This window comes from Spirosoma gilvum, from assembly GCF_054776815.1.
The window spans coordinates 390,344-411,946 of sequence record NZ_BAAHBH010000009.1; the positions used below are offsets into that span (position 1 = coordinate 390,344).

At 46.4% G+C, this 21,603-nt stretch carries 18 protein-coding genes; 10 read left to right on the forward strand and 8 right to left on the reverse strand.

From position 1 onward, the window contains the following. Nucleotides 1-31 precede the first annotated feature (31 nt). On the forward strand, nt 32-958 hold the full coding sequence (gene rsgA, locus ACYVFD_RS24070) for a ribosome small subunit-dependent GTPase A (RefSeq protein ID WP_461093054.1): 927 nt from the start codon (nt 32-34) through the stop codon (nt 956-958). A gap of 64 nt (nt 959-1,022) precedes the next feature. On the opposite strand, the gene ACYVFD_RS24075 is transcribed toward rsgA, so the two are convergent. After that, complete coding sequence (locus ACYVFD_RS24075) at nt 1,023-1,628, reverse strand: Uma2 family endonuclease (RefSeq protein ID WP_461093055.1); 606 nt, start codon at nt 1,626-1,628, stop codon at nt 1,023-1,025. Between the two features lie 34 nt (nt 1,629-1,662). Then, a complete protein-coding gene (locus ACYVFD_RS24080; RefSeq protein ID WP_461093056.1) occupies nt 1,663-3,054 on the reverse strand; it encodes a cystathionine beta-synthase in 1,392 nt (463 codons plus the stop codon). A 586-nt stretch (nt 3,055-3,640) separates the two neighbouring features. On the opposite strand from ACYVFD_RS24080, the gene ACYVFD_RS24085 reads away from it, so the two are divergent. Beyond that, nucleotides 3,641-4,024, forward strand: coding sequence for a LytR/AlgR family response regulator transcription factor (locus ACYVFD_RS24085; protein WP_461093057.1), 384 nt, complete (start codon nt 3,641-3,643; stop codon nt 4,022-4,024). Between the two features lie 127 nt (nt 4,025-4,151). Here ACYVFD_RS24085 and ACYVFD_RS24090 read toward each other — a convergent pair whose 3' ends face one another. Beyond that, the gene (locus ACYVFD_RS24090) at nt 4,152-4,703 is read right to left on the reverse strand and encodes an RNA polymerase sigma factor (protein ID WP_461093058.1); all 552 of its coding nucleotides are present in this window, start codon (nt 4,701-4,703) and stop codon (nt 4,152-4,154) included. Nucleotides 4,704-5,348: 645 nt separating this feature from the next. Here ACYVFD_RS24090 and ACYVFD_RS24095 point away from each other — a divergent pair. Continuing rightward, nucleotides 5,349-9,281, forward strand: coding sequence for a response regulator (locus ACYVFD_RS24095; RefSeq protein ID WP_461093059.1), 3,933 nt, complete (start codon nt 5,349-5,351; stop codon nt 9,279-9,281). 31 nt (nt 9,282-9,312) lie between these two features. On the opposite strand, the gene ACYVFD_RS24100 is transcribed toward ACYVFD_RS24095, so the two are convergent. Beyond that, a complete protein-coding gene (locus ACYVFD_RS24100; RefSeq protein WP_461093060.1) occupies nt 9,313-9,726 on the reverse strand; it encodes a response regulator in 414 nt (137 codons plus the stop codon). Between the two features lie 223 nt (nt 9,727-9,949). Here ACYVFD_RS24100 and ACYVFD_RS24105 point away from each other — a divergent pair, with 223 nt between their 5' ends. The 4 genes from ACYVFD_RS24105 (at nt 9,950) to ACYVFD_RS24120 (ending at nt 15,895) form a co-directional block, all read left to right on the forward strand. Beyond that, nucleotides 9,950-10,354 carry a hypothetical protein gene (locus ACYVFD_RS24105; protein WP_461093061.1) on the forward strand — a complete coding sequence of 135 codons (405 nt, stop codon included), beginning with the start codon at nt 9,950-9,952 and terminating at the stop codon, nt 10,352-10,354. 143 nt (nt 10,355-10,497) lie between these two features. Further along, nucleotides 10,498-12,105, forward strand: coding sequence for a PQQ-dependent sugar dehydrogenase (locus ACYVFD_RS24110; RefSeq protein WP_461093062.1), 1,608 nt, complete (start codon nt 10,498-10,500; stop codon nt 12,103-12,105). A 241-nt stretch (nt 12,106-12,346) separates the two neighbouring features. Continuing rightward, nucleotides 12,347-12,721 carry a hypothetical protein gene (locus ACYVFD_RS24115; protein WP_461093063.1) on the forward strand — a complete coding sequence of 125 codons (375 nt, stop codon included), beginning with the start codon at nt 12,347-12,349 and terminating at the stop codon, nt 12,719-12,721. A gap of 252 nt (nt 12,722-12,973) precedes the next feature. Then, nucleotides 12,974-15,895 carry a beta strand repeat-containing protein gene (locus ACYVFD_RS24120; RefSeq protein WP_461093064.1) on the forward strand — a complete coding sequence of 974 codons (2,922 nt, stop codon included), beginning with the start codon at nt 12,974-12,976 and terminating at the stop codon, nt 15,893-15,895. A gap of 320 nt (nt 15,896-16,215) precedes the next feature. On the opposite strand, the gene ACYVFD_RS24125 is transcribed toward ACYVFD_RS24120, so the two are convergent. Further along, the gene (locus ACYVFD_RS24125) at nt 16,216-16,647 is read right to left on the reverse strand and encodes a hypothetical protein (RefSeq protein ID WP_461093065.1); all 432 of its coding nucleotides are present in this window, start codon (nt 16,645-16,647) and stop codon (nt 16,216-16,218) included. Between the two features lie 137 nt (nt 16,648-16,784). On the opposite strand from ACYVFD_RS24125, the gene ACYVFD_RS24130 reads away from it, so the two are divergent. Then, entirely contained in the window at nt 16,785-17,765 is a 981-nt protein-coding gene (locus ACYVFD_RS24130) for a helix-turn-helix domain-containing protein (protein WP_461093066.1), read from the forward strand. Between the two features lie 8 nt (nt 17,766-17,773). Here the strand turns inward: ACYVFD_RS24130 and ACYVFD_RS24135 are convergent, their stop codons facing one another. Beyond that, the gene (locus tag ACYVFD_RS24135) at nt 17,774-18,271 is read right to left on the reverse strand and encodes a cupin domain-containing protein (protein ID WP_461093067.1); all 498 of its coding nucleotides are present in this window, start codon (nt 18,269-18,271) and stop codon (nt 17,774-17,776) included. 282 nt (nt 18,272-18,553) lie between these two features. Here ACYVFD_RS24135 and ACYVFD_RS24140 point away from each other — a divergent pair, with 282 nt between their 5' ends. Continuing rightward, entirely contained in the window at nt 18,554-19,495 is a 942-nt protein-coding gene (locus ACYVFD_RS24140) for an NAD(P)-dependent alcohol dehydrogenase (RefSeq protein ID WP_461093068.1), read from the forward strand. Between the two features lie 69 nt (nt 19,496-19,564). Here ACYVFD_RS24140 and ACYVFD_RS24145 read toward each other — a convergent pair whose 3' ends face one another. Next, on the reverse strand, nt 19,565-20,053 hold the full coding sequence (locus ACYVFD_RS24145; RefSeq protein WP_461093069.1) for an FKBP-type peptidyl-prolyl cis-trans isomerase: 489 nt from the start codon (nt 20,051-20,053) through the stop codon (nt 19,565-19,567). A 160-nt stretch (nt 20,054-20,213) separates the two neighbouring features. Here ACYVFD_RS24145 and ACYVFD_RS24150 point away from each other — a divergent pair, with 160 nt between their 5' ends. After that, nucleotides 20,214-20,576 carry a hypothetical protein gene (locus ACYVFD_RS24150; RefSeq protein ID WP_461093070.1) on the forward strand — a complete coding sequence of 121 codons (363 nt, stop codon included), beginning with the start codon at nt 20,214-20,216 and terminating at the stop codon, nt 20,574-20,576. A gap of 119 nt (nt 20,577-20,695) precedes the next feature. Here the strand turns inward: ACYVFD_RS24150 and ACYVFD_RS24155 are convergent, their stop codons facing one another. Then, nucleotides 20,696-21,478, reverse strand: coding sequence for an alpha/beta fold hydrolase (locus tag ACYVFD_RS24155; RefSeq protein WP_461093071.1), 783 nt, complete (start codon nt 21,476-21,478; stop codon nt 20,696-20,698). Between the last annotated feature and the right edge of the window lie 125 nt (nt 21,479-21,603).

Here is a 21,603-nt window from a genome sequence, read left to right on the forward strand (position 1 = left end):
TTCGCTCATTCACTCTTTCGCTCTTTAGATATTGCAACACGGATTAATTATTCGCTCGACAGGTTCCTGGTACGACATTCGTGCCAATGACGGCCACGTTTATCAGGGGCGGCTGAAAGGTAAATTCAAGATTATGGGCCTCAAGGTTACGAACCCTATTGCCGTAGGCGATAAAGTGACGTTTGAGGTTGAAGATGAAGCCGAAAATACGGCTGTCATTACCGATATTGAGCCCCGTGAAAATTACATAATTCGACAGTCGGTCCATAAAACGGCTCACGGGCATATTCTGGCGGCTAATATTGATCAGGCTATATTGCTGGCAACGCTGACACTCCCTCGCACATCACTGGGATTTATTGATCGTTTTCTGGTTTCGGCAGAGTCGTTTCGGATTTCGACCACCATCGTTTTCAATAAAACGGATATCCTGAACGACGAAGGGTTAGCTTATCAGCAGGAGATAATGGACATGTATGAGCAAATTGGTTATCAATGCCTGGCTACGTCGGCCACCGAAGGCGAAGGTGTTGATGCATTCCGGCAGTTGCTCGATCATAAAGTAACTCTGCTGTCGGGGCATTCGGGGGTTGGGAAATCATCGCTCGTAAACGCTATTGCGCCTGACCTGAACTTACGCACCAACGAAGTGTCGACCTTTGCCAATAAAGGTGTCCATACAACGACCTTCGCCGAAATGTTTGAACTAGCGCCCGATACGTACATTATCGATACACCAGGTATAAAGGAGTTGGGGCTGATCGATACCGAAAAAGAGGAAATTGGCCATTACTTTCCCGAAATGCGCGATCGGCTGAACCAGTGTCGGTTTCATAACTGTCTGCATATCAACGAGCCCGGTTGCGCCATTAAAGACGCCGTTGCCGAAGGTGAAATCGCCGAAAGCCGCTATCTGAGCTACCTGAGCATGATGGAAGGTAGTGATAATCGAAGATGATCAGGGGATGTAGGATGTAGGATGTATTTGCCAGTCATACATCATATATCCTATATCACATATACTATATCACTTCTTCGTCGGTGAGTAAATCCGCGACGTTCAGCGTTACGTTGTCCAATACAGGAACCGTAGCGTCCCAGTTGAGAGTAAGCCAAGTTTCGCCCTTGGTGGCCACAAAAATTTTGCGCGATTTGGTGGTGATCCAGATAACCCGTTCGGTGCCGAAATCAAGCATGGCCTGGGTTTTTTCGTAGATATAATCCTGCTCTCGGGCGGGGAATGCTTCCAGGTCAATTTTAATGTCGACTTCTACCACTACTTTCGGCGCTACATCGAAAAATTTACCTTTGATGGTCACCTTTTCTTTCTCATAGATCGCGATATCGTTAGACAAGTTATCGCCTAACTGAATGTGTAAGCCGGGTTCATTCGTAACGATCCAGTAAGCTTTACGATTGGTCTGGTTTCCCAGGTATAAATGCAAAGTAGACACAATAATGGCCTGAAGGTCGCTGCAGCCCATAATTTCGCCGGGTGTTTTTTGTTTGGCTAATACTTCCTTATACCCTTTCCGATAGAGAGGGCGTCCATTGAGTGTTTCATAGATCAAGTAGGAAGGTATTGGCTGTTGGCTTGCCAGCTCCTGGGTTGCTGTTTCCGTCACCATAGCTTTGTCGTTTTATGCAATCTACAAAAATCAGTTAGTTTGTCATAGCGGCCAGTAAGTCAGCCTGGGTGATGATATGAACCTGTTCTTTTTCATCCCGGACGAGCAGCGCTTTATTATCGCGGTCGATTAGCGACGAAAGCGCATCGATGGTATTGTCGAGGCCGACAAACTTAAACGGCTTGTCCATGATCTCACTGACTGGATGGTCTTTCACAGTTGGTTCTTCAATCAGTTTATTCAAAATCGCTGAATCAGTTAAACTACCAACGATGTGTCCGGTATCATCCGTTACTGGAATCTGCGAGATGCCGTACCGATTCAATACATGAATGGCCTGGCTAACTGATACGCCTGAGCCAATGGTGGTAAGTTGCGAACGCCGATCGGCCGGACCACCGTTTTTGTGATGGATAATGTCGCGGGCTGTTTTAAACGCACGATCTTCCAGAAAGCCGTGATCTTTCATCCATGTGTCATTATAAATTTTGGCCAGGTAGCGAGTACCGTGGTCGGGCAGGAGAATAACCAGCACATCGTCGTCGGTCAGGTGTTCTTTAGCCCATTCCAGTGCCCCATGCACCGACGTTCCACACGACCAGCCGACAAACAGACCTTCTTCGCGGGCCAGCCGACGAGTCATAATGGCGGCATCTTTATCAGTAACCTTTACAAAATGGTCGATCAGACTGAAATCAACATTCTGGGGCAGAATGTCTTCGCCGATTCCTTCTGTCATATACGGATAAATTTCGCCTTCGTCGAAAATGCCCGTTTCCTTATATTTCTTGAAAACCGAGCCGTAGGTGTCAAGACCTATCGAGGTAATAGCCGGATTCTGTTCTTTCAGAAATTTTGACGTCCCGCATATGGTACCACCAGTACCAACGCCCGCTGCAAAATGAGTGATTTTGCCATCGGTATCGCGCCATATTTCGGGGCCAGTAGTTTCGTAATGAGCAGCTGTATTGGCCAGGTTATCGTATTGATTCGGGTAAAGCGAGTTTGGAATATCCCGATTGAGTCGTTTGGCAACCGAATAATACGAGCGTGGGTCATCCGGGGCAACGTTAGTGGGGCAGACTACTACTTCGGCCCCTACAGCCCGTAGAATATCGATTTTTTCCTTCGACTGTTTATCGGCCATTGTGAAGATACATTTGTAACCTTTGCCGATAGCAGCCAGGGCGAGTCCCATGCCCGTGTTTCCGCTTGTACCTTCAATGATAGTACCGCCCGGTTTAATTATACCACGTGCTTCAGCGTCTTCAATCATACGAATAGCGATTCGGTCTTTGACCGAGTTGCCCGGATTGAAATACTCAACTTTGGCCAGAATAGTGCCTCTAACCCCTTTGGTCACCTTGTTGAGTTTTACCAGCGGGGTATTGCCAATAGTGTCTATGATGGAGTTGTGATAATTCATGAGTGTTTCGTTTTGTTGTACTGATGCAACGGTCTTATGATCTAGTAAGCCGGTGAAAAATAAGATTGTTTTTCTTATTTTCAATAACTTCTTATTTAGGTGACTTCCTGCTTCGGAACGGACTATCAATTGAGGCTATACGGTAGGTATTGGTATAACAAAAGTCTATTGGTCTGAGCGAATCATTCCGCGACGGTTTACTAACTAGGTTGCCATTTGGTATTGATCAAGCTAGTTGGAAATCATAATTTATTCCAATGCCTGTATAGCTGATATTATCCGGAAATGATTTTTAATTTTTTGTTACTGCTTTTATTGTTAGTTGTATAATTTGTTTATTATTGTGCTATGTAGGTGGGTATGGTTGGTTCTTGTGAGTTATTGGTAAACGCTGGTACTTATAGCACCAGCGTTTTTGATAAGCCTGATGAGTTGCTGCACAAAGGTGATCTTTAATCTAAATAGTACTATACAGTTAATTCACTCTCTGTGTATCGGAAGACACGACTATTCTATGCCCGTGCTTACTAGCTAACGATACATTGATGGCTATTCTATTTGTATTAATTGCTTATTATTCAACAAGATGACTTTTCGTTTCGATTCATCAGTAGTGAACGCTTCCGAGTTACAGTGCTGGCCACCTATGCGCGTTTATAATGCTGATCGGGGTGCTCAATGGCTATCTGTGGCTAATCTGGTTTACTTAAAAGGGGAGGAGAACTACACATGGTTACATTGGTCCGACGGCCAGCGGGTTCTGGTATCTTACACGCTCAAGCGAGTAGAAGCTAAGTTACCACCTGCCTGGTTCATTCGATTACATCGGCACTATATGGTTAACCGTCAGTTCATAGACCGTATAGAGTTCACTCCTACTGGAGCAGTGGTTCATTTGTATACAGGGCTTGCGTTGCCGATCTCGCGTCGTCGCTGGTCATCCATTCGTCGGGAATGGGCTCTCGAGTAAGTCTTTAAATTGAAGGATAATCGTAAGCCAGCCTAAACCGATCTTACGTAGGCTCATTGTTTGAAAGCAAAAGCCCGGCTGAGAACCGGGCTAGAAAGTTTACTATAATGTTCTGTATACTATGCTGTTAGGTTTGCAGGTAGTAGCTGCATAATCGCTGAACTCGCTCCCGACTGCGTTTAAGCCGCATTTTGACCGCGCTGAGTTTAATATTATACAGGTCGGCAATTTCCTCGTTGCTCATACCATCCTGGTATTTTAATCGCAGCAGACTGCGCTCTTCACTTGTTAGCCGGTCCATTGCCTGGGCCACGAGCTGTAGCATATCCTCATGTACGGGAGCCTCAGCCAGTTCGCCCCAGGTTTGTTCAAGACCATCGCCAATTGCTATTGTTGGAAGCCGTTTGGCTAAGCGAAGCTGGTCGGCGCAGTAATTATACGCAATGGCATAAATCCAGGTAGAGAAACTTGATCGTTGTTGAAAGGCCTCCAGTTTATTGAACACTTTTAGAAAGATATCCTGAGTAAAGTCTTGAGCCTGTTCACTGTCTTTCGTCATTGAAAGGCACTGCTTATAAACTTTACCTACATAGCGATTATAGAGTGTTTCAAAGCATTCACTAGGTTGATGAGGTAAATGATGACGAATCATTTCTTCGTCACTTAATGGTATATTCATAGTATTGTAGTAACAATAGGTTAGGTTTTATAAGCAAATATAAATTGTATTGTATATAAATAACTGTTCTATAGCTTGTTGTTAAGTTTTTATTTTTCAATCCTATCAAATGGTGTAAATATTTACATTAAATCTTCTTTATGTTAGCCATTATTAGTAGATAGTATATGAATATTAGCTCTTGTGTAACCTTTTATTTTGCAAACGATCCTTATTGGCGTTACTTGCTTCTCATATCTATAAAGGCGAGGAGGCTAAAGGCAAAGCTGGATGGTAAGCAAACTTCACTCCTGCCGTATAATCAATAAGTTACTATTAACACTTATTTGTACCTATTTTGTAACCAAGTCGATGAGAACGACTGGAAAAAGGATACTAGAAACGCTGATTCTTCTAGGGTCGGCGTTTTTTGTTGATATATAAAAAGATGTAAATGACTTACTGTCAGTTTGTTATAAGACGTATAGGCCTATGTGCATGCTACTAGTTGGTAAGTGCTGATTGTATGTATTTGTATAATAAGCTAAAAAAATAGCATCATTTAATCATGTATTGTTACTTAAAACTTAACGAATAATAGATATTAAGAACTTATGATTTCCAGGACTGTATCTTTATTTTCTATTAGATTAATTCGTTAACAATATGCCTTTTCCACTCAACGAAGATAAACGACTGGAAGCCTTACATCGTTATCAAATTCTTGATACGCTGCCGGAAGAAGCATTTGACAGATTGACTGAACTAGCTTCATTGATTTGTCAAACACCAATTTCATTGGTATCCTTAATTGATAAGGATCGACAGTGGTTTAAAGCGAAAGTGGGGCTGGATATGGATGAAACCAGTAGGGATGTTGCTTTTTGTAGATACGCAATTCTGGATAGTTATTTATTTGAGGTAGAGGACGCCAGGCTGGATGATCGATTTAAAGAGAATCCCTTAGTCTTAGAAAATCCCAATATTCGATTTTATGCCGGGTACCCAATGACAGACCCGGACGGCCACGCCTTAGGTACGCTTTGTGTTCTGGATCGTACTCCGCGAAAACTGACCGATGAGCAGCAAAAAGCGTTGAAGCTATTGGGCGAGATGGCCATAGCGCTCATTGTAGAACATCGGCAAAAACAAGAACTGATCTATTTCGAAAACCTATTCACTCTTTCCAATGATCTGATTTTTGTGGCCGGCACGGATGGTTTTCTGAAGAAGATCAATCCGGCATTCCGGCAAGTATTAGGATGGAGTGAAGACTATTTATTAAATACATCGCTGTTCGATTTGGTCCATCCCGACGATCGACTGGCAGCTCAGCGGGAGATCAACCAATTGGCGGCCGGTAAGCCAACCCTGAATTTTACATATCGATTTCGCTGCCAGGATAATACGTATCGGCATTTGCAGTGGGTTGCTACGCCTGAATCGGCAACAGGTTATTTATTCGCCATTGCCCGTGATGTAACGGAGGAAAAACAAAAAGAAATCCGGCTGTTTCAGTCTGAAACAAAATTCCGTTCCTTCTTTGAGAACTCTCAGGGACTTATGTGTACGCATGCACTGGATGGTACATTTTTAAGCGTGAATACAGCAGGTGCTAATGCGCTTGGGTATAGTCCGGACGAAATTGTTGGTCGACGATTGCAGGATATTGTTCCAAACGATCAGCACGAAGGGCTCGAAGCGTATCTGAAAAGTATTCAGAAAGCGGGTAAAGTAAGCGGAATCATGCACACCCGCCATAAAAACGGGTCATTACACATCTGGCTGTTTACCAATATTCTTGAAAATGAACTGACTGGCGAACCCTATGTCATTGGAAATGCTATCGACATCACGCGCCGTCATCAGCTTGAAGTCGATCTGAAAACCACCAAGCAGAAGTTGGAGCAAACCAACGAGGTGGCTCGGATTGGTACCTGGGAGGCCGACATGATCCAGAAAACTATGCATTGGTCAGCCGTTACCAAGGCTATTCACGATGTGCCGGACGACTATGCTCCTTTGATCGATACGGGCGAAACGTTCTTTCGGGGAAAAAACTATGATCTGATCGTATCGGCTGTTGACCGGGCTATTGACGAAGGTGCCCCGTTCGATATCGAATTACAAATTGTTACGGCTCTTGAGCGCGAGATATGGGTGCGTGTGGTCGGAACGCCTGAGTTTGAAAATGGTCTATGCAAACGGGTTTACGGCGCTTTTCAGGATATAGATGATAAAAAGAAGGCCGAGCAGGCATTGATTAATGAAAAACTGCGGTTGGCCGCCTTTGTCGAACATGCACCAGCGGCCGTGGCTATGTTTGACCGAAACGTCAACTACCTGGCTGTCAGTAAGCGGTGGATGGAGGATTATCGACTGATCGATAGTGTGATTGGCCTGTCACATTATGATGTGTTCCCCGGTTTGCCAGATAAATGGAAGGGTGTTTTTGACCGGTGTATCAACGGGTCTGTAGAGCGCCAGGATGAGTATGTTTGGCGCCCCGAAGGCTGGAACCACGATCAGTATCTATGTTGGGAAGTAAGACCCTGGTATCAGTTTGATGGCTCTATTGGAGGGGTTATGATGTATACACAGGATATTACCGAAGCCTGTCAGCAGCGTGATGAACTCAAAAAAGCAAAACAGCAGGCTGAGCAGGCCAGTGTCGCTAAATCCGAGTTTCTGGCCAATATGAGCCACGAAATCCGAACGCCCCTGAATGGCGTCATTGGTTTTACGGATCTGCTGCTGAAAACCTCCTTAACCGAAACCCAGCACCAGTATCTATCCATTGTTGATCAGTCGGCCAATGCCTTGTTGAGCACGATCAACGACATTCTGGATTTTTCGAAAATTGAAGCAGGCAAACTGGAACTGGCTATCGAAAAAATAGACATCTACGAAATCAGCAGCCAGGCCGCCGATATTATTACCTATCAGGCGCAGAACAAAGGTCTTGAGATGCTTCTCAATCTGACGCCCAATTTGCCTCGGTTTATATATTCTGATTCTGTTCGGCTAAAGCAGATATTGGTCAACCTGCTTGGGAATGCTGTGAAGTTTACCGAAAAAGGTGAAATCGAATTGAAAATAAAGCCAATGTCTGCTCTGTCGGAAGAGTGGATTACGTTCCGGTTTGAGGTAAGAGATACCGGTATTGGCATAAAGCCTGAGATGCAGGAGCGAATCTTCGATGCTTTTTCGCAGGAAGACCCATCGACTACCAAAAAATACGGCGGTACGGGTCTCGGCTTAACCATCTCCAACCGATTGCTGGGTCTGATGGGGAGCCGCCTTCAATTGGTTAGTACCCCTGGCGAAGGAAGTTGCTTCTTCTTCGATGTAACCCTTAAAACAGAACCCGGCGATCCCATAATCTGGCGGGATATTAGCCTGATCAAAAATGTGCTGATCGTCGATGATAATGAAAATAACCGCACCATTCTTCGGCAAATATTTCTGTTAAGGCAGATCAATGTGGAGGAAGCCGCTAACGGATTTGAAGCGCTCCAGCTGTTGGGCCGAAACAAACATTTTGACGTCATATTGATGGACTACCATATGCCGTTTATGGATGGTCTGGAAACGATTGAAAAGATTCGCACTCACTTCTCCTCAACCGCCGAAGAACAGGTCGTTATTTTGCTGCATAGCTCATCCGACGATGAGCGAATCATCCGAAGCAGTGAGTCGTTGGGTATTAATCAGCGGTTGGTCAAACCCGTTAAAATGACCGAGCTGTATCGGGCCTTATCACGGATAGTACACCATGAGGAATCGACAATAATCGAAGCACCGAACCCGCCCACGCAGGTTGGTTCGGGGACAGTTAAGATACTTCTGGCAGAGGACAATATGGTGAATCAACTGTTGACCAAAACCATCATTGGACGAATTATGCCCGATGCCCAGGTTATCGAAGCGGTTAATGGTCAGGTAGCTATTCAGGCTTATAGCCTCCATCGGCCAGACCTGATTCTGATGGATATTCAGATGCCGGTCATGAATGGCTACGAAGCTACCCGGCAGATTCGCGACCTGGAGAATGGAGAACATATCCCAATTATTGCGCTGACAGCTGGTACGGTAAAAGGTGAACGCGAAAAATGCCTCGACGCCGGTATGGACGATTTTATCACGAAACCAATCGTTGAGGAGTCGATTGTGACTCTATTTCAGAAGTGGCTTGGAACCCAAACGGACCGTAAATCAGTGGAGAAGCCGGCCGAAGAGCAGCCTGTACACTTCGACCCACAAGCGATCAGGATGATGGCTGGTGACGATCCGGAATTTGTAAGCATATTGATTGAAGCGGCTGAAACCGAATTGCAGGGATCTCTGGAGGCTCTTTTACAACATGACAGCGACCAGAATTTAGCCGGAATGAAAGCAGCGGGGCATAAATTACGCGGTACTGCACTGAGTGCAGGCATGCCAGCGCTGGCTCAACTAGCCTATGCAATAGAGCATCTGGAACACCTTGAGTCTGAATCGGCGCATGCGTTAATTGACCAGGCACAGGCTGAAATACAACTCGTATTTACACTACTGTCAGAACTGCAAAAGCCAACGGTTGATTCAGGGAATAGATAAAGCTTCAGGAAGGGTGCTCTAATCAGTCTCGTCATAAGCAGGCGTCTAACTGCCAGTGCTGCCGAATTTTATGAACTATAGTGCCCAATAAATCCAGATTCATCGGTTTTGTAATAAAATCATTTGCGCCTAACTCGAGTGCTAGCTGGCGTTCACGTATAGAATTTGATGTTGTTAATATGATAACTGGAGTAGATTGATAGCTTGGGTTGCTACGCAAAACCGTCAGGGTTTCGAAGCCATTTAAGCGGGGCATATTTAAATCCAGAACAATCAGACAGGGTGTCAACGGGCTCTGAGCCAACGCATCGATTAACGCCATACCATCTTCTGCAAAAACTAACTGACATTCAGGGCTTTGTTCCTGAAAGGCGAGCTGTAGCAAAAAACGGTCGTCTTCGTCGTCGTCGGCGATAAAGACCGCCTGAGTCACCTGTTGAATCATCAGTTAATGGACCTATGCCCAGGGCTTGCTTGTGGTTTCTGATCCGATCCTATATTCAAGGTGAATATAGAAAATCAATGTACATAATTCCTATTGGAAAGCAAGATTAAATTCAGATAAGCCGAGTTTTCATATGATGAATTTCTAAACATTATTATCCTTATCGAAGTTTATAATCAACAGGACGCAATTGTATATAACGTTAGTTAATGGGTTACATACTATGGCACCAATACTACCCAGTGAATGGATTGCTTTTTTAGATGCAGACGAGGAAGATTTTTTGTTTTGGCAGTTTGGCTTCAAAAAATGGGCAAATACAATCGAGCTTCAATGGTTTCCTTCGGCTCAGGCTTTTCTCTCGGTTGTTCATCAAAATGAGCGCAAGCCCCGCGCTATGATTCTGGACGGAATTGTGCCTCACGGTGAAGAGCGGGACTGGCTAACCACCTTTTTAAGCCATGCCTGTTGTCAGCATATACCTATTTATCTACTGGCCGCTGAATATAACCCGGATGAACAGAAAGACTATATTGACTTAGGCGCTACAGAGTACCTTACTAAACCAAACACGACGGTCGAGCTTGAGCAGATAGTGCAAAAAGTAATCGGTTGTCTGGATGTCTGATATCGTACGGAGTAGAAATATTCTTCAGGTGGTCTGTATAATCACATTTTGTATACGGAATTTCATATTTGCAAACATTGATATAGAGCTGTTGGTTGTTGGTTTATTGCGGTCGATTATTTCGTCAATACTATCAACGTTCTATGACAACTTTTTACAAACCAGTTGGCCTTGTTGCGGAGCCTCATCGGTCAGCCTTTTTTCATCAGAAAACGAATCTGATCCCTTTTATTGTCGGTTTATTCCTGATGACGTTCGGACGTCTTTGGGCGCAGACGTTTCCTGCCAGTTTTAGTCAGGTACAGGTAACCAATGGGCTAACGAATCCGACGGCTATGGCGTTTGCACCCGATGGACGCGTTTTCGTGACCGAACAAAGTGGCGCTTTGCGGGTGATTAAAAATGGAACATTGCTGACAACGCCATTTATTCAATTGACGGTCGATGACACAGGGGAGCGGGGACTGATTGGGCTAGCATTTGACCCAGGTTTTACAACGAACCACTTTATTTATTTGTATCATACCGTTCCGGGTACGCCAGCCCATAATCGCATTAGCCGGTATACGGCTAATGGCGATGTTGTACAGACAGGTAGTGAAACGACAATTCTGGATTTAGATAACTTAAGTAGCGCTACCAATCATAATGGGGGAGCTATGGTCTTTGGGCCCGATGGAAAACTGTACGTTGGCGTTGGTGAAAATGCCAACGGTACCAATGCCCAGAACCTGGATAATTATTTGGGAAAGGTTCTGCGAATCAATGCTGATGGAAGTGCTCCTTCTGATAACCCGTTTACCACCGGATCAGAGTCGCGGAAGCGGATATGGGCCTATGGTTTGCGAAATCCTTATACGATAGCTATTCAGCCGGGAACGGGTCGAATCTTTGTGAACGATGTTGGGCAAAGCACCTGGGAAGAAATTAATGATGCCACCACAGGAGGGTTGAACTTCGGCTGGCCTACTGCCGAAGGAACAAGCAGTAATGCTGCTTTTACGAATCCGGTGTTTGCCTATCCACACTCTGGGAGCGGAAGCGGGTGCGCTATAACGGGTGGCACGTTTTTTAACCCGACCAGTACAACCTATCCGCCCAGCCTCGTTGGCCGATATTTCTTTCAGGATTTATGTAGCAACTGGATCTACAGCATCAATCCGTCGGCTTCTCCCGTTACATCGTCATCATTTGTTACTGGCCTTCCGGGCAATTCGCTGAGCCTGTCGACAGGCCTTGATGGAAAACTGTATTATCTGAGCCGTAATACCGGGGCTCTGTATAAAATAATCTACCTGGCTCCCGACCTGAGCCCAACGTTGGTTTTGCCAGAGGCCAATTTTGAAGCGGGTAGTTCCCGCAATTTTGCCGTAAATGTTTTTGAGGCAGAAGGGCATGCCACACCACCGGGCAGTGTGACCGTTACGATTTCGGCTCCGACAGGGTATACACTTTCGTTCAATCAGTCGTTGACCAGCATTGATGTGTCGGGTGGCTCAACCACACCCGTCAATAATAGTCAATGGACCCTCAGCCGGTCTGTTAACAACCAGCAACTTTCGCTGCGGATGAATACCGGACAATCCATTGGGGCTGGGGGAACCTCTGTACTAGGCTTAACACTCACCCGTACCTCGGCCAATGCGGGCAGTACATCGAATGTGACCATCAATGTAACTGATGATAGTGGGCGAACGTACGATACCAACCCCGCCAATAATGTGTATGCTCGTATTATTAGTGGATTGTAGCGACAGTAGTCGATTTATGGTTTTACAACATATGGCCTCGACTTTCGTCGGGGCTTTTGTTTGGTGAGATCTGTCCGCTTTGTCCGTCACCGAACAACGCTTGTCCACTAGCGGACAGTAAGCCAGACTGGCACAAAAGTTAAACTTTTGATTATCAATAGCTATCCTCAATTGGCACAGGGTTTGGATTTAAGATGGCATACCAGTAAACAACATCTTAAACGCTAAACACATTACGACCATGTTACCATTCATGACCAACCTTGCCGCTTCTATCCTAATCAGTGCCTCTACGCTGCTCAATCCAACCACCCCTAAAACCCTTTCGTTTGATGCCAGTGCCTATGTAACGGTCAACCACGAAATTCGGGTAGCTGTCCAGAAATCGACCGATACGCCGGTGGTGCTCCTGCTGAAGAACAAGAACAACAAAGTACTCTATGAGCAAAACATCGGTCGCAAAGAAGCCAAATATGCTGTCAAGCTGAATGTAGAAGAACTGGCCGATGGCGAGTATGAGCTGGAGATCAAATCATCGGAAGGGAGCATCATCAAGCAGTTGAACCTATCCACTCAACCGGTACAGAAAACCAATCGCACCATTGCTATGCAGTAGTACCCGATAGAAATTAAGTGAAGAGTAATGCGTAACGAGGCCTGGCTTATGTCGGGCTTCGTTTGTTTATACATAAGTCGACAGCTTGGTCGATATGTTTATATAGAGCTATCCAGACGATTGGTTAGTCCAGTTTTTTGTAAAAAATAGACTATCAGTAGTGGAGAATAGAATGGAAGTGCTAGCATTCTAAAACCTCCTAACCGTATCTTGCAACACCTTAGTAAGGTATGTACATTCTTTCCTCTTTGTATGAAAAAAAACTACTCTTCTTTCCTGTTTATTTTTTTGATAAGCCTGGGACAGTCAGCTCAGGCGCAGGCACCGGTCCTCACCAGTCTAAATCCTGCTCGCAACACCCGTAATGCTCCTGTAGCCACCAACGTAGCGCTTACCTTCGATCAGTCCATGAGCAATGGAGCTGCTACCCTGGGAGCCCTGCGAGTATTTAGTCATCAGCATGGGGGGCAACTCCGTAACGGAGCAGGTGGAGTGACCATAGCCAGCGGTAATACGCTGACCCTTAATCCGACCGCTAACTTCAAACCCGGTGAAACGATTTTCACCACCATTACCTCGCAGGCTCAAAATAGTTCAGGCACTGCATTGGCTCATGGACTGGTTTATCAGTTTACGACACAGGTAGGGGGAACTGGCCGTGGAAATTTCCAGGCTACGCCAACCACCAGTGTTGGGAGTGCCCCTCAGGATATTCGTACGGGCGATCTGAATAATGATGGAAATCTGGACCTGGTTGTGGCCAACAATTCCAGTAATACTGTGAGTATACGACTGGGTACAGGTACAGGCACCTTTACGACACCTGCCAGTGGTTCGGAACTATCAGCTCCTAATTCGACACTGGGTGTATCAGTCGGCGATGTTGATAATGACGGCGACCTGGATTTGTTAGCAGCGGGTTCCACAACGGTGAATCTGTATACGAATAATGGAGCTGCCAGTTTCAGCGCACCCACTGCTATTACTATTGGCGCTAATGCCAGTTCCCTATCGATGGGCGATGTCGACGGTGATGGTGATCTGGACTTTGTTGTTGCGAATAGTGACGCAGGTGGTGCGGGATCGACGGCGAGTTTGCGGCTCAACAACGGGAGCGGGCAGTTTACGGCTCCAGCCACGGGCAGCACAATAACGCTGGGGTCGGGTCCCCTCTGGGTAGCACTGCACGATCTGGATGGTGATAACGATCTCGACTTGTTGGCTACCAATGTATTCAGCAACAGCCTGAGTGTTCGTCTTAACAATGGGAGTGGGCAATTTACGGCCCCAGCTTCCAACGCTGAAGTATCGACAGGATCATTCCCGAATGTATTTGCGGTTGGCGATATTGACGGTGACGGCGACCTGGACGTAGCCGTAGGCAACGGCGGGGATAATACCGCCAGTATTTTAGCAAATGATGGGAATGGTCAATTGACTCCACTGGCTACAATACCCCTTGGTAATCAATCCCAAAGCGTGGCCCTGGGTGATATTGACAGCGACGGCGATCTGGACCTGCTCTCTGCCAACAGTATCGATAATACGTTGAGTGTACAGCTCAACGATGGTACGGGTACGTTTACAGCGCCGTCTACGAATGCCAATCCCAATGTGGGCGGTAGTTTTCCAGTGGTTGTGATACTGGCAGATGTAGATAACGATGATGACCTCGATGCCTTGACCAACAATTTTTATGGTAATACCGTTAGTGTGCTGCTTAATCAGCCATTTCCACCTACTATCACAGATTTTTTACCCAATCCAGACCCCGTTTGTACGGGTAACCAGGTGACCTTTACGGCTAGTCTGGGTAATTTGACGGGTAGTTACAGCTATACCCTTACCAACGGCACCAGCACGACCACAGGTACCAGCAGCAATCCGTCCTTTAGTCAAACCGTCACTGCCAGTGAAACGGGTACCCAGACCTACTCACTCATTGTGAACAGTAACAGCCAGCTCGTTACCGAAACCTATGATTTAACAGTTAGCCAATTGCCCGACCTCTCACTTGAGTCCCCTGATGGATACGCAATAACCTGTAACCTGCCCACTCTTATGCTAATGGCCAGAGGTGGTGAAAACTATGTGTTTAGTGGGCCGGGCATTCTCAGTCAGGAGGTCATTGAAAATCGGGAAACGTATATGGGAATAGCTGAGATCAATACGGCCGGACTCTACTCAGTCACAGCCAGCTATGGCGAAACGGGTTGTTTTAGCGTCACCACCGTTAGCATCAACAGTGATACCAATGCCCCCAATGCCAGCATTTCCCCCAGCAGCTTGACGCTCACTTGTGCCAATCCTACAGCTACCTTAACCGCCAGTGGTGGGGAGACTTATGTTTGGAATACCGGCGCTCCCACGCAAATCCTCAATGTCTCTGCATCAGGTACCTACTCCGTAACCGTCACAGGAGCTAATGGTTGTACAGCTATTAAGACCACGACTGTAGGGAGCAACACAGCACTGACGCTTTCGGCGGGGGCCTCACTACCCCTGGCTAATGTGGGCGTAGTGGTCAGCCTGACGGCTTCGGCCGGTGTCGCTGCTTACCAATGGAGCGCTCCTGCTTCGGCTCCACTGACCACACCCGCTACCAGCTCGGCGGTATCGGCCAGTCTGACTACGGCTGGCGTACAGACCTTCACGGTAATAGCTACGGCTGGCGTTTGTAGCCAGTCGGCTTTGGTGAGTGTGACGGCGCTGGCCGGACCAGACCTGTCAGCGATTATGAGCCTGCCCGAAGCTAACTTTCCGGCTGGCGATGCAAAAGGCTTACTGGTGCAGCTACAGGAAGTCAACGGGGCAGCTACGTCCGCAGGGAACATTGTCCTTACCTTAACCATGCCAACGGGCTATAGTGTCAGCTTCGACAATACCCTAACCAGTATCAATGTGGCAGGCGGTAGCGAGAATCCGGTCAGTGTAAGTAATCCGAAATGGCATATAACCTCTACGATTGCCAATCAGCAAATTAGCCTTACGATTAATGGAGGAGAGTTTATTGCTGCCAGGGGTGTGATGAACCTGGGCTTTACGGTCAATCGAACCAGTGCTAATTCGGGTAGTAGCTCGAATATCACCGTAAACGTGGCTGATGACAGTAGTGGAACCTACGATGTCAATAGGAGCAACAACATCTATGCTCGTATTATTACGGGTTTGTAGAGCGTCAATTTCACGGAGTGTTCACTCATTTAAGCGGTGAACACTCCGTGAATAAAAAAGGGCACGACCTTACATCGTACCCAATCGAGGAAGGTTATTTCTTCCTGCAATAATTCCCTTCATTTTCGTTGATTTAACTAGCCAGCGACGATTTTGTTATCTGTTTCTGGTCAATTCTAAGGAGACTGCTTGGAAAACTGTGGCACGGCTAATACCATGTTTGATAATCAGACGCTTGTATCAGCCGTGCCACAGTTTACAATACACGCTCATTCCAGGGCTTTTTTTTAGGAAAATATCAAAATAGCATTCACAGCCTATCATTTTTTATGAAAGCTGGCTGGCGGGCAGGGGTAGTCGTTTGCCTCACAGTATTGTGGAATGGTCTTTCCGGCTGCTACTTCGGTAAGACAGTATTCATAAATTGCATTCAGGACTCTCTCTAAATTGGCAAGTCCCGCATTGCGTCTGGCCCTGTCATGAACAGTCGCCTTTATACTTTCTGTTTCGTTTTCTCGAATATAGGCTCTTTGGGCATCACAGTATTCACGACTTAGCTTTGTTGTATCGACCCAGACGCGCTCAGAAGGCTGACCAATCACTATCCTTTTGTGCGATGGCATAAAGGCAGTCATCGTGTAAGTGTCTGAGTGAGTAAGCTCTTCAAAGCGATTCGTTTCTGGCAACGACTGCGCCAATAGGATACTGGGCGTACTTACAGATAGCACTAGTAAGCATAACAATACATTCATAAAGTCTTGAGTACAGATTTAAGGATAAATATACTTTGTACTGTTGTTGATAGGGTGATTATAACAAACTTCCGATTCGGAACGATAGTACGATTATACCCTATTGCCGAACCTAAGCAACCTACCAACCTGGCATCATGATATTCAGCTTTTCTGCTACACCCGACTTCGACTTTGTGACTTATTTTGCCCGGCATATACAGGCAACGATACAGAATGGTCTGCTGGTGATACCAGACTATCTGGGCCAGGGCTACATACGCAAGCTGGCGTTCGGGCCGGACTTTAAGATCACCATACACCATTATTTGCTCAAGGAAGATCTGATCCTTAAACGCAATGCATCTGGTCAGGGAAATGACTTGATCACTGTCTTTTTTTACCGCAACGAACAGGCCCTTGAGATCGCTTATAATGATGACCCTCAGGTATTATTTTCCCAGCGCGATGAGTCGGCTATTCAGGTTACCTCCAACGATCTTAGCTCAACCATCCGTTTTCCTGCCCATCAAACTATTCACTATGTGGTAGTCGCCATAAAGCCAACCCGACTGAAGGAGTTATTGGCTGTCAGTGAACCCAATTCGGTACTGCAGGCCATTACTGGCAGCGGCAATTCGTTTCTTTTCTTCGAAAACATGGCAGCGGAGACTAAACTACTGCTGAAAAACATGGCCGCTGTTGATATGACTGATTCCCTAAGCCACTTCTACATGCAGATCAAGGTGCAGGAGCTGCTTTATCTGGTTTTTCATAAATTGTCTTTACGAGAAAACGCTACGCATCAGACTATCAACAGTGCCGATGCAGAGCGGCTCCTGGCCATACGGAATCGGATCATCAGCGACCTGAGCGTGCCGCCGGTGATCCGTGAACTGGCGCAGTTCGCAGCCATGAGCGAAACCAAACTAAAACAGCTTTTTAAGCAAACGTTTGGCAACACGATTTACAATTACTACCAGCAGGCCCGAATGGAGGAAGCAGCCTTTCTCCTTAAACAGGGCAAGCATTCTGTTGGTGAGGTAGGTTATGAGCTGGGTTTTTCCAATCTGAGCCACTTCAGCCGACTCTTTGAAAAGCATTATGGCCTGAATCCGAAGCGGTACTCATATTCCTAACGTCCTGCTTACCCCAGGTAATCGGGTGGAAAAACCTGCTGGCCATACGTTTCGGCAATAGCCTGTAGCTTTTTAATGGTTTCTGCATCAAAATGGGGTACGGGTAGAAACTGACCGTAGGCAACAGGTTGGCCGATCTCTTCGAAAAACGTTTCCAGCCCGGCTGGTACTACAGTGCAAAGCAGATGCGCTGTCTGCTGGGTATTATTCTTGAAGCCGTGTACCACGCCCCCTTTCGGAACGCTGACAAATGATCCTTTAGTGGCTGTGTACTTACCAAACTCGGATTTGACTTCGATTTCTCCTTCGATCACGTAAAAGGATTCCTCAAAAGCTGCATGGGCATGCGGTCCAGGGCCACCGCCGGGCGGTATAAGCATGTCGATCGTGGCGAAGGCTCCACCTGTTTCTTTTCCACTGATCAGGATTCGGTAGGTGTCGCCAACAACAGAAACGCTTTTCCCTTCTTCTGGGCCAACGGCGAACGGTTTTTTGTGATTTTCCATATCGTTTTGATTTAAATACGTCACAAAGCTCGGCAGTATGCCTGTCGGAAAATATTCCAATGAGACCATAAATCAGCCCTATCGGACAAACCAGGCTTTTAAGCTTTTAGCGCTGGCTAATGGCAGGATAAAAACACTTATCCGGTAAGAATCTGGATTGACTTTGTCATGTCGGATTCGACTATTTTTCTGGCTTTTGGTGCTATTTACAGCTTATTAGATGGTGCACCTTTGCAGGGTAAGATGGTAAGCCACACGGCTAAACGTAAAAATTCAACCAACATGAGAAAGGTAGTGTATAACCAGTTTGGCGACGAAAGCGTACTGGAACTAGTTGAGCAAGTGGTGTCAACTATTGAGTCGGATCAACTTTTGATTCGGGTAAAAGCGGTCTCGATTAATCCTCTGGATTGGAAGGTATATGGCGGAGAAATGAAATTAATGTCAGGATCTGGCTTCCCTAAATCGTTGGGTATCGATTTCTCAGGAATTGTTGAAAAAACGGGCAGCGCTGTTACAAAGTTTAAAGCGGGTGACGCGGTGATTGGCTTACTGGACGTATTCAAAGGCGGGGCTCTGGCCGATTATATTGTCGTTAAAGAGACTGATATTGCTCCAAAACCGGCCAATATCTCGTTTGAGCAGGCAGCGGCTCTGCCCGTAACCGGACTGTCAGCCTTGCAGATCATTGACCAACTGGCTGAAGTTCGTGCTAACCAGGATGTATTGATCAACGGTGCTACCGGCGGAATTGGCCTATTTGCCATACAGATTGCAAAACAACGCGGTGCCAGGGTAACGGCGGTTGTCAGTACAAAAGGCGTTGCTGAGGCAGCAAAATGGGGTGCGGATGCCGTAGTCGACTATACAAAACAACCTGTCAGCCAGCTAAAGCAACGCTTCGACGCGGTGATTGACCTATCCACTAAGCTGTCATTTACCGATGCCAGGAGCCTGATGAAACCCAAAGCCGTCTTTGTCAGCACGCTTCCTTCACCCTTGACACTCATCTACTCGTTCGTTAACAACCTCTTTTCTGGACAAAAACTGAAAATCCTGATTTTGAAATCGACCGTCGAAGGGCTCAACACGTTAACTCAACTGGCAGAAGATGGCCTACAGATCGTGCTGGATAAAACATATTCTTTTACCAACGTCAGGAAAGCTTACAGGGATGCCCGCCGGGGTAAGATTATTGGGAAGTCGGTGATCGTTCTTGATTGAGGTAACCTTTGAGGTACTCCACTTAATGCATATAATAAGTCTTATTATAAAGACTATAATGAAGCTGACTTAGTTAATGGACAGTAGATCGATCTGGAAGACAAGGATCGAATTGGCGGGAATGTCCCCCTGTTCCTGATTGCCATACGCTAGTGAAGGAGGTAGATACAAGGTAATACGCCCACCAGGCGCGATTAGCGGAATACCTTCCTGCCACCCGAGGATTAACTGATTGAGCCCAAAACTGATGTCCTGTCCACCGTCAAAGCGAGTTCCATTTGTTAAATGTCCCTCGTAATTGACGCTGACGTTGGAACAGACGGTTGGTTTTCCTCCGGTGCCGGGTTTTTGGATGATATAATAGAATCCTCGTTTATCAGGAGTTGCCTTAATCCGGCTCGACTCAATGAACTGTTTGAGCCGGGCAATCTCTTCGTCGGGAGCCTTTGTCGTAACAGTTGTCGACTCACACGGAGCATTATTCGTCGATTGGCAACTCGTTAGGAGCCAGAGGCTGATCAGCCCAATGGTCGCGGTCTTCAATAGAATTCTAAACATAGCTGCAAGGTAAGATTTTTCTTAAAGAGATTAGTCTTGACTATTATATCTAAAATATAAATAAGCAGAGATATTAACCCTTATTTAGCTGATTACGGCTATATTTTAAACAATCACTTGCGTTGCTCTGTTGTATATGATATAAATAAAATATAGCGTTATGAAAATTGCTGTAGAAAAAGGCCAGGATAAACCGCTTTTGAATGATGGTCGCCAAGTGGTCACAATTACCCACATTGACGAAGGGAAAAGCGAACATAAAGCCATTCCATTTTTTGCCGTCCGCTTTGAAAACGACGAGGGTTACGTATCACACCGGTTTTATCAATCTCAGGCTGGCATGCCGGCCATTGTTGGTCTATTTGGAGAGGTAGGGCTACCGGTTGAGGCTGGGAAAGAACTAGATACCAAACAACTGCTAGGCAAACAACTCACCATTGAGGTAGGCGAACGATCCTATACAGATCCGGAAAGTGAGAATGAACGCACGCTGAAACAGGCCGTTAATTTTTTGGTTAGTTAAGAAAACAACTGCCCTGCCGGTTGGTAGTCGGCACTTAATCGCTGCTAGTCCTAAACCACTTGATCTCGCCCCTCAAGGCCCGTTTCTGAATCAGAAATGGGCCTTGAGGGGCGAGTAATTTATTGTATAGTTACATGACTGGCTGCTTCGAGGATGAAAGCGGCTACTTTCTCAGGTTGCGAAACCATGGGTACGTGACTGGCTTTAATTGTTAGCGTGGTTGCCTTAATCTTTTTTGCCAACGTCTGTTGCAAATCGGGATTGATCATGCGGTCTTCGCTGGCTGCAATGTACCAGGAAGGCTTGGTTTTCCAGGCCGCTTTCGAGATCTTGTCACTCAGGGCTTTGGCCGACCAGGGCCCTTGTGTGGCGAATATAAGGCGGGTTTCGGCTTCGGGCAGATCCTGCGCAAAATCTTCCTTGATCCCTTTAGCGGTTAGCGAAAGAAAGCCAGACGCATCAGGTCTTATTTCGCCAGTACCCGGTGCTGGTGGGGCTAACTGGCTCATTTCACCAAAAGACTGCCCTTCATCCGGCGCACCAGCCGCCACATAAACCAGACCCGCTACGTTGGGATCGTTGCCCGCTTCGGTGATCACCGCACCACCCCACGAATGGCCAACCAACAGTACCGGACCATTTTGTAAGGCGATGGCTCGTTTGGCGGCTGCCACGTCGTCGGCCAGCGAGGTTAGTGGATTTTGGACAGCAATAACGGTAAGTCCTTTTGCTTCCAGCAGCGGAATGACTTTGGACCAGCTTGAACCGTCGGCAAAGGCACCATGAACGAGCACTACATTGGTTACACCCGTTTTGTTCGATTGAGCGTCTGCTGTTGAGGGAGTTGAAAGAGCCATAATGATACAGGTTAGTGCGCCAAGAGCGCGGTTGAATTTGTACATGATTATGTTTGGTTAAAGTTGAGGTTGTGATTAGTTTTCGGGTTATTTAAACACAGAGGCACGGAGAACACGGAGAATGAGAAGTCTGATTGTTAATGCGTTTACAGCTCTGTGTTCTCTGCATC

Coding starts and splice junctions, on each gene's coding strand:
- ACYVFD_RS24075 (WP_461093055.1), bottom strand. CDS start 1,628: ATGGTGACGGAAACAGCAACCCAGGAGCTGGCAAGCCAACAGCCAATA.
- ACYVFD_RS24080 (WP_461093056.1), bottom strand. CDS start 3,054: ATGAATTATCACAACTCCATCATAGACACTATTGGCAATACCCCGCTG.
- ACYVFD_RS24085 (WP_461093057.1), top strand. CDS start 3,641: ATGACTTTTCGTTTCGATTCATCAGTAGTGAACGCTTCCGAGTTACAG.
- ACYVFD_RS24090 (WP_461093058.1), bottom strand. CDS start 4,703: ATGAATATACCATTAAGTGACGAAGAAATGATTCGTCATCATTTACCT.
- ACYVFD_RS24095 (WP_461093059.1), top strand. CDS start 5,349: ATGCCTTTTCCACTCAACGAAGATAAACGACTGGAAGCCTTACATCGT.
- ACYVFD_RS24100 (WP_461093060.1), bottom strand. CDS start 9,726: ATGATTCAACAGGTGACTCAGGCGGTCTTTATCGCCGACGACGACGAA.
- ACYVFD_RS24105 (WP_461093061.1), top strand. CDS start 9,950: ATGGCACCAATACTACCCAGTGAATGGATTGCTTTTTTAGATGCAGAC.
- ACYVFD_RS24110 (WP_461093062.1), top strand. CDS start 10,498: ATGACAACTTTTTACAAACCAGTTGGCCTTGTTGCGGAGCCTCATCGG.
- ACYVFD_RS24115 (WP_461093063.1), top strand. CDS start 12,347: ATGTTACCATTCATGACCAACCTTGCCGCTTCTATCCTAATCAGTGCC.
- ACYVFD_RS24120 (WP_461093064.1), top strand. CDS start 12,974: ATGAAAAAAAACTACTCTTCTTTCCTGTTTATTTTTTTGATAAGCCTG.
- ACYVFD_RS24125 (WP_461093065.1), bottom strand. CDS start 16,647: ATGAATGTATTGTTATGCTTACTAGTGCTATCTGTAAGTACGCCCAGT.
- ACYVFD_RS24130 (WP_461093066.1), top strand. CDS start 16,785: ATGATATTCAGCTTTTCTGCTACACCCGACTTCGACTTTGTGACTTAT.
- ACYVFD_RS24135 (WP_461093067.1), bottom strand. CDS start 18,271: ATGGAAAATCACAAAAAACCGTTCGCCGTTGGCCCAGAAGAAGGGAAA.
- ACYVFD_RS24140 (WP_461093068.1), top strand. CDS start 18,554: ATGAGAAAGGTAGTGTATAACCAGTTTGGCGACGAAAGCGTACTGGAA.
- ACYVFD_RS24145 (WP_461093069.1), bottom strand. CDS start 20,053: ATGTTTAGAATTCTATTGAAGACCGCGACCATTGGGCTGATCAGCCTC.
- ACYVFD_RS24150 (WP_461093070.1), top strand. CDS start 20,214: ATGAAAATTGCTGTAGAAAAAGGCCAGGATAAACCGCTTTTGAATGAT.
- ACYVFD_RS24155 (WP_461093071.1), bottom strand. CDS start 21,478: ATGTACAAATTCAACCGCGCTCTTGGCGCACTAACCTGTATCATTATG.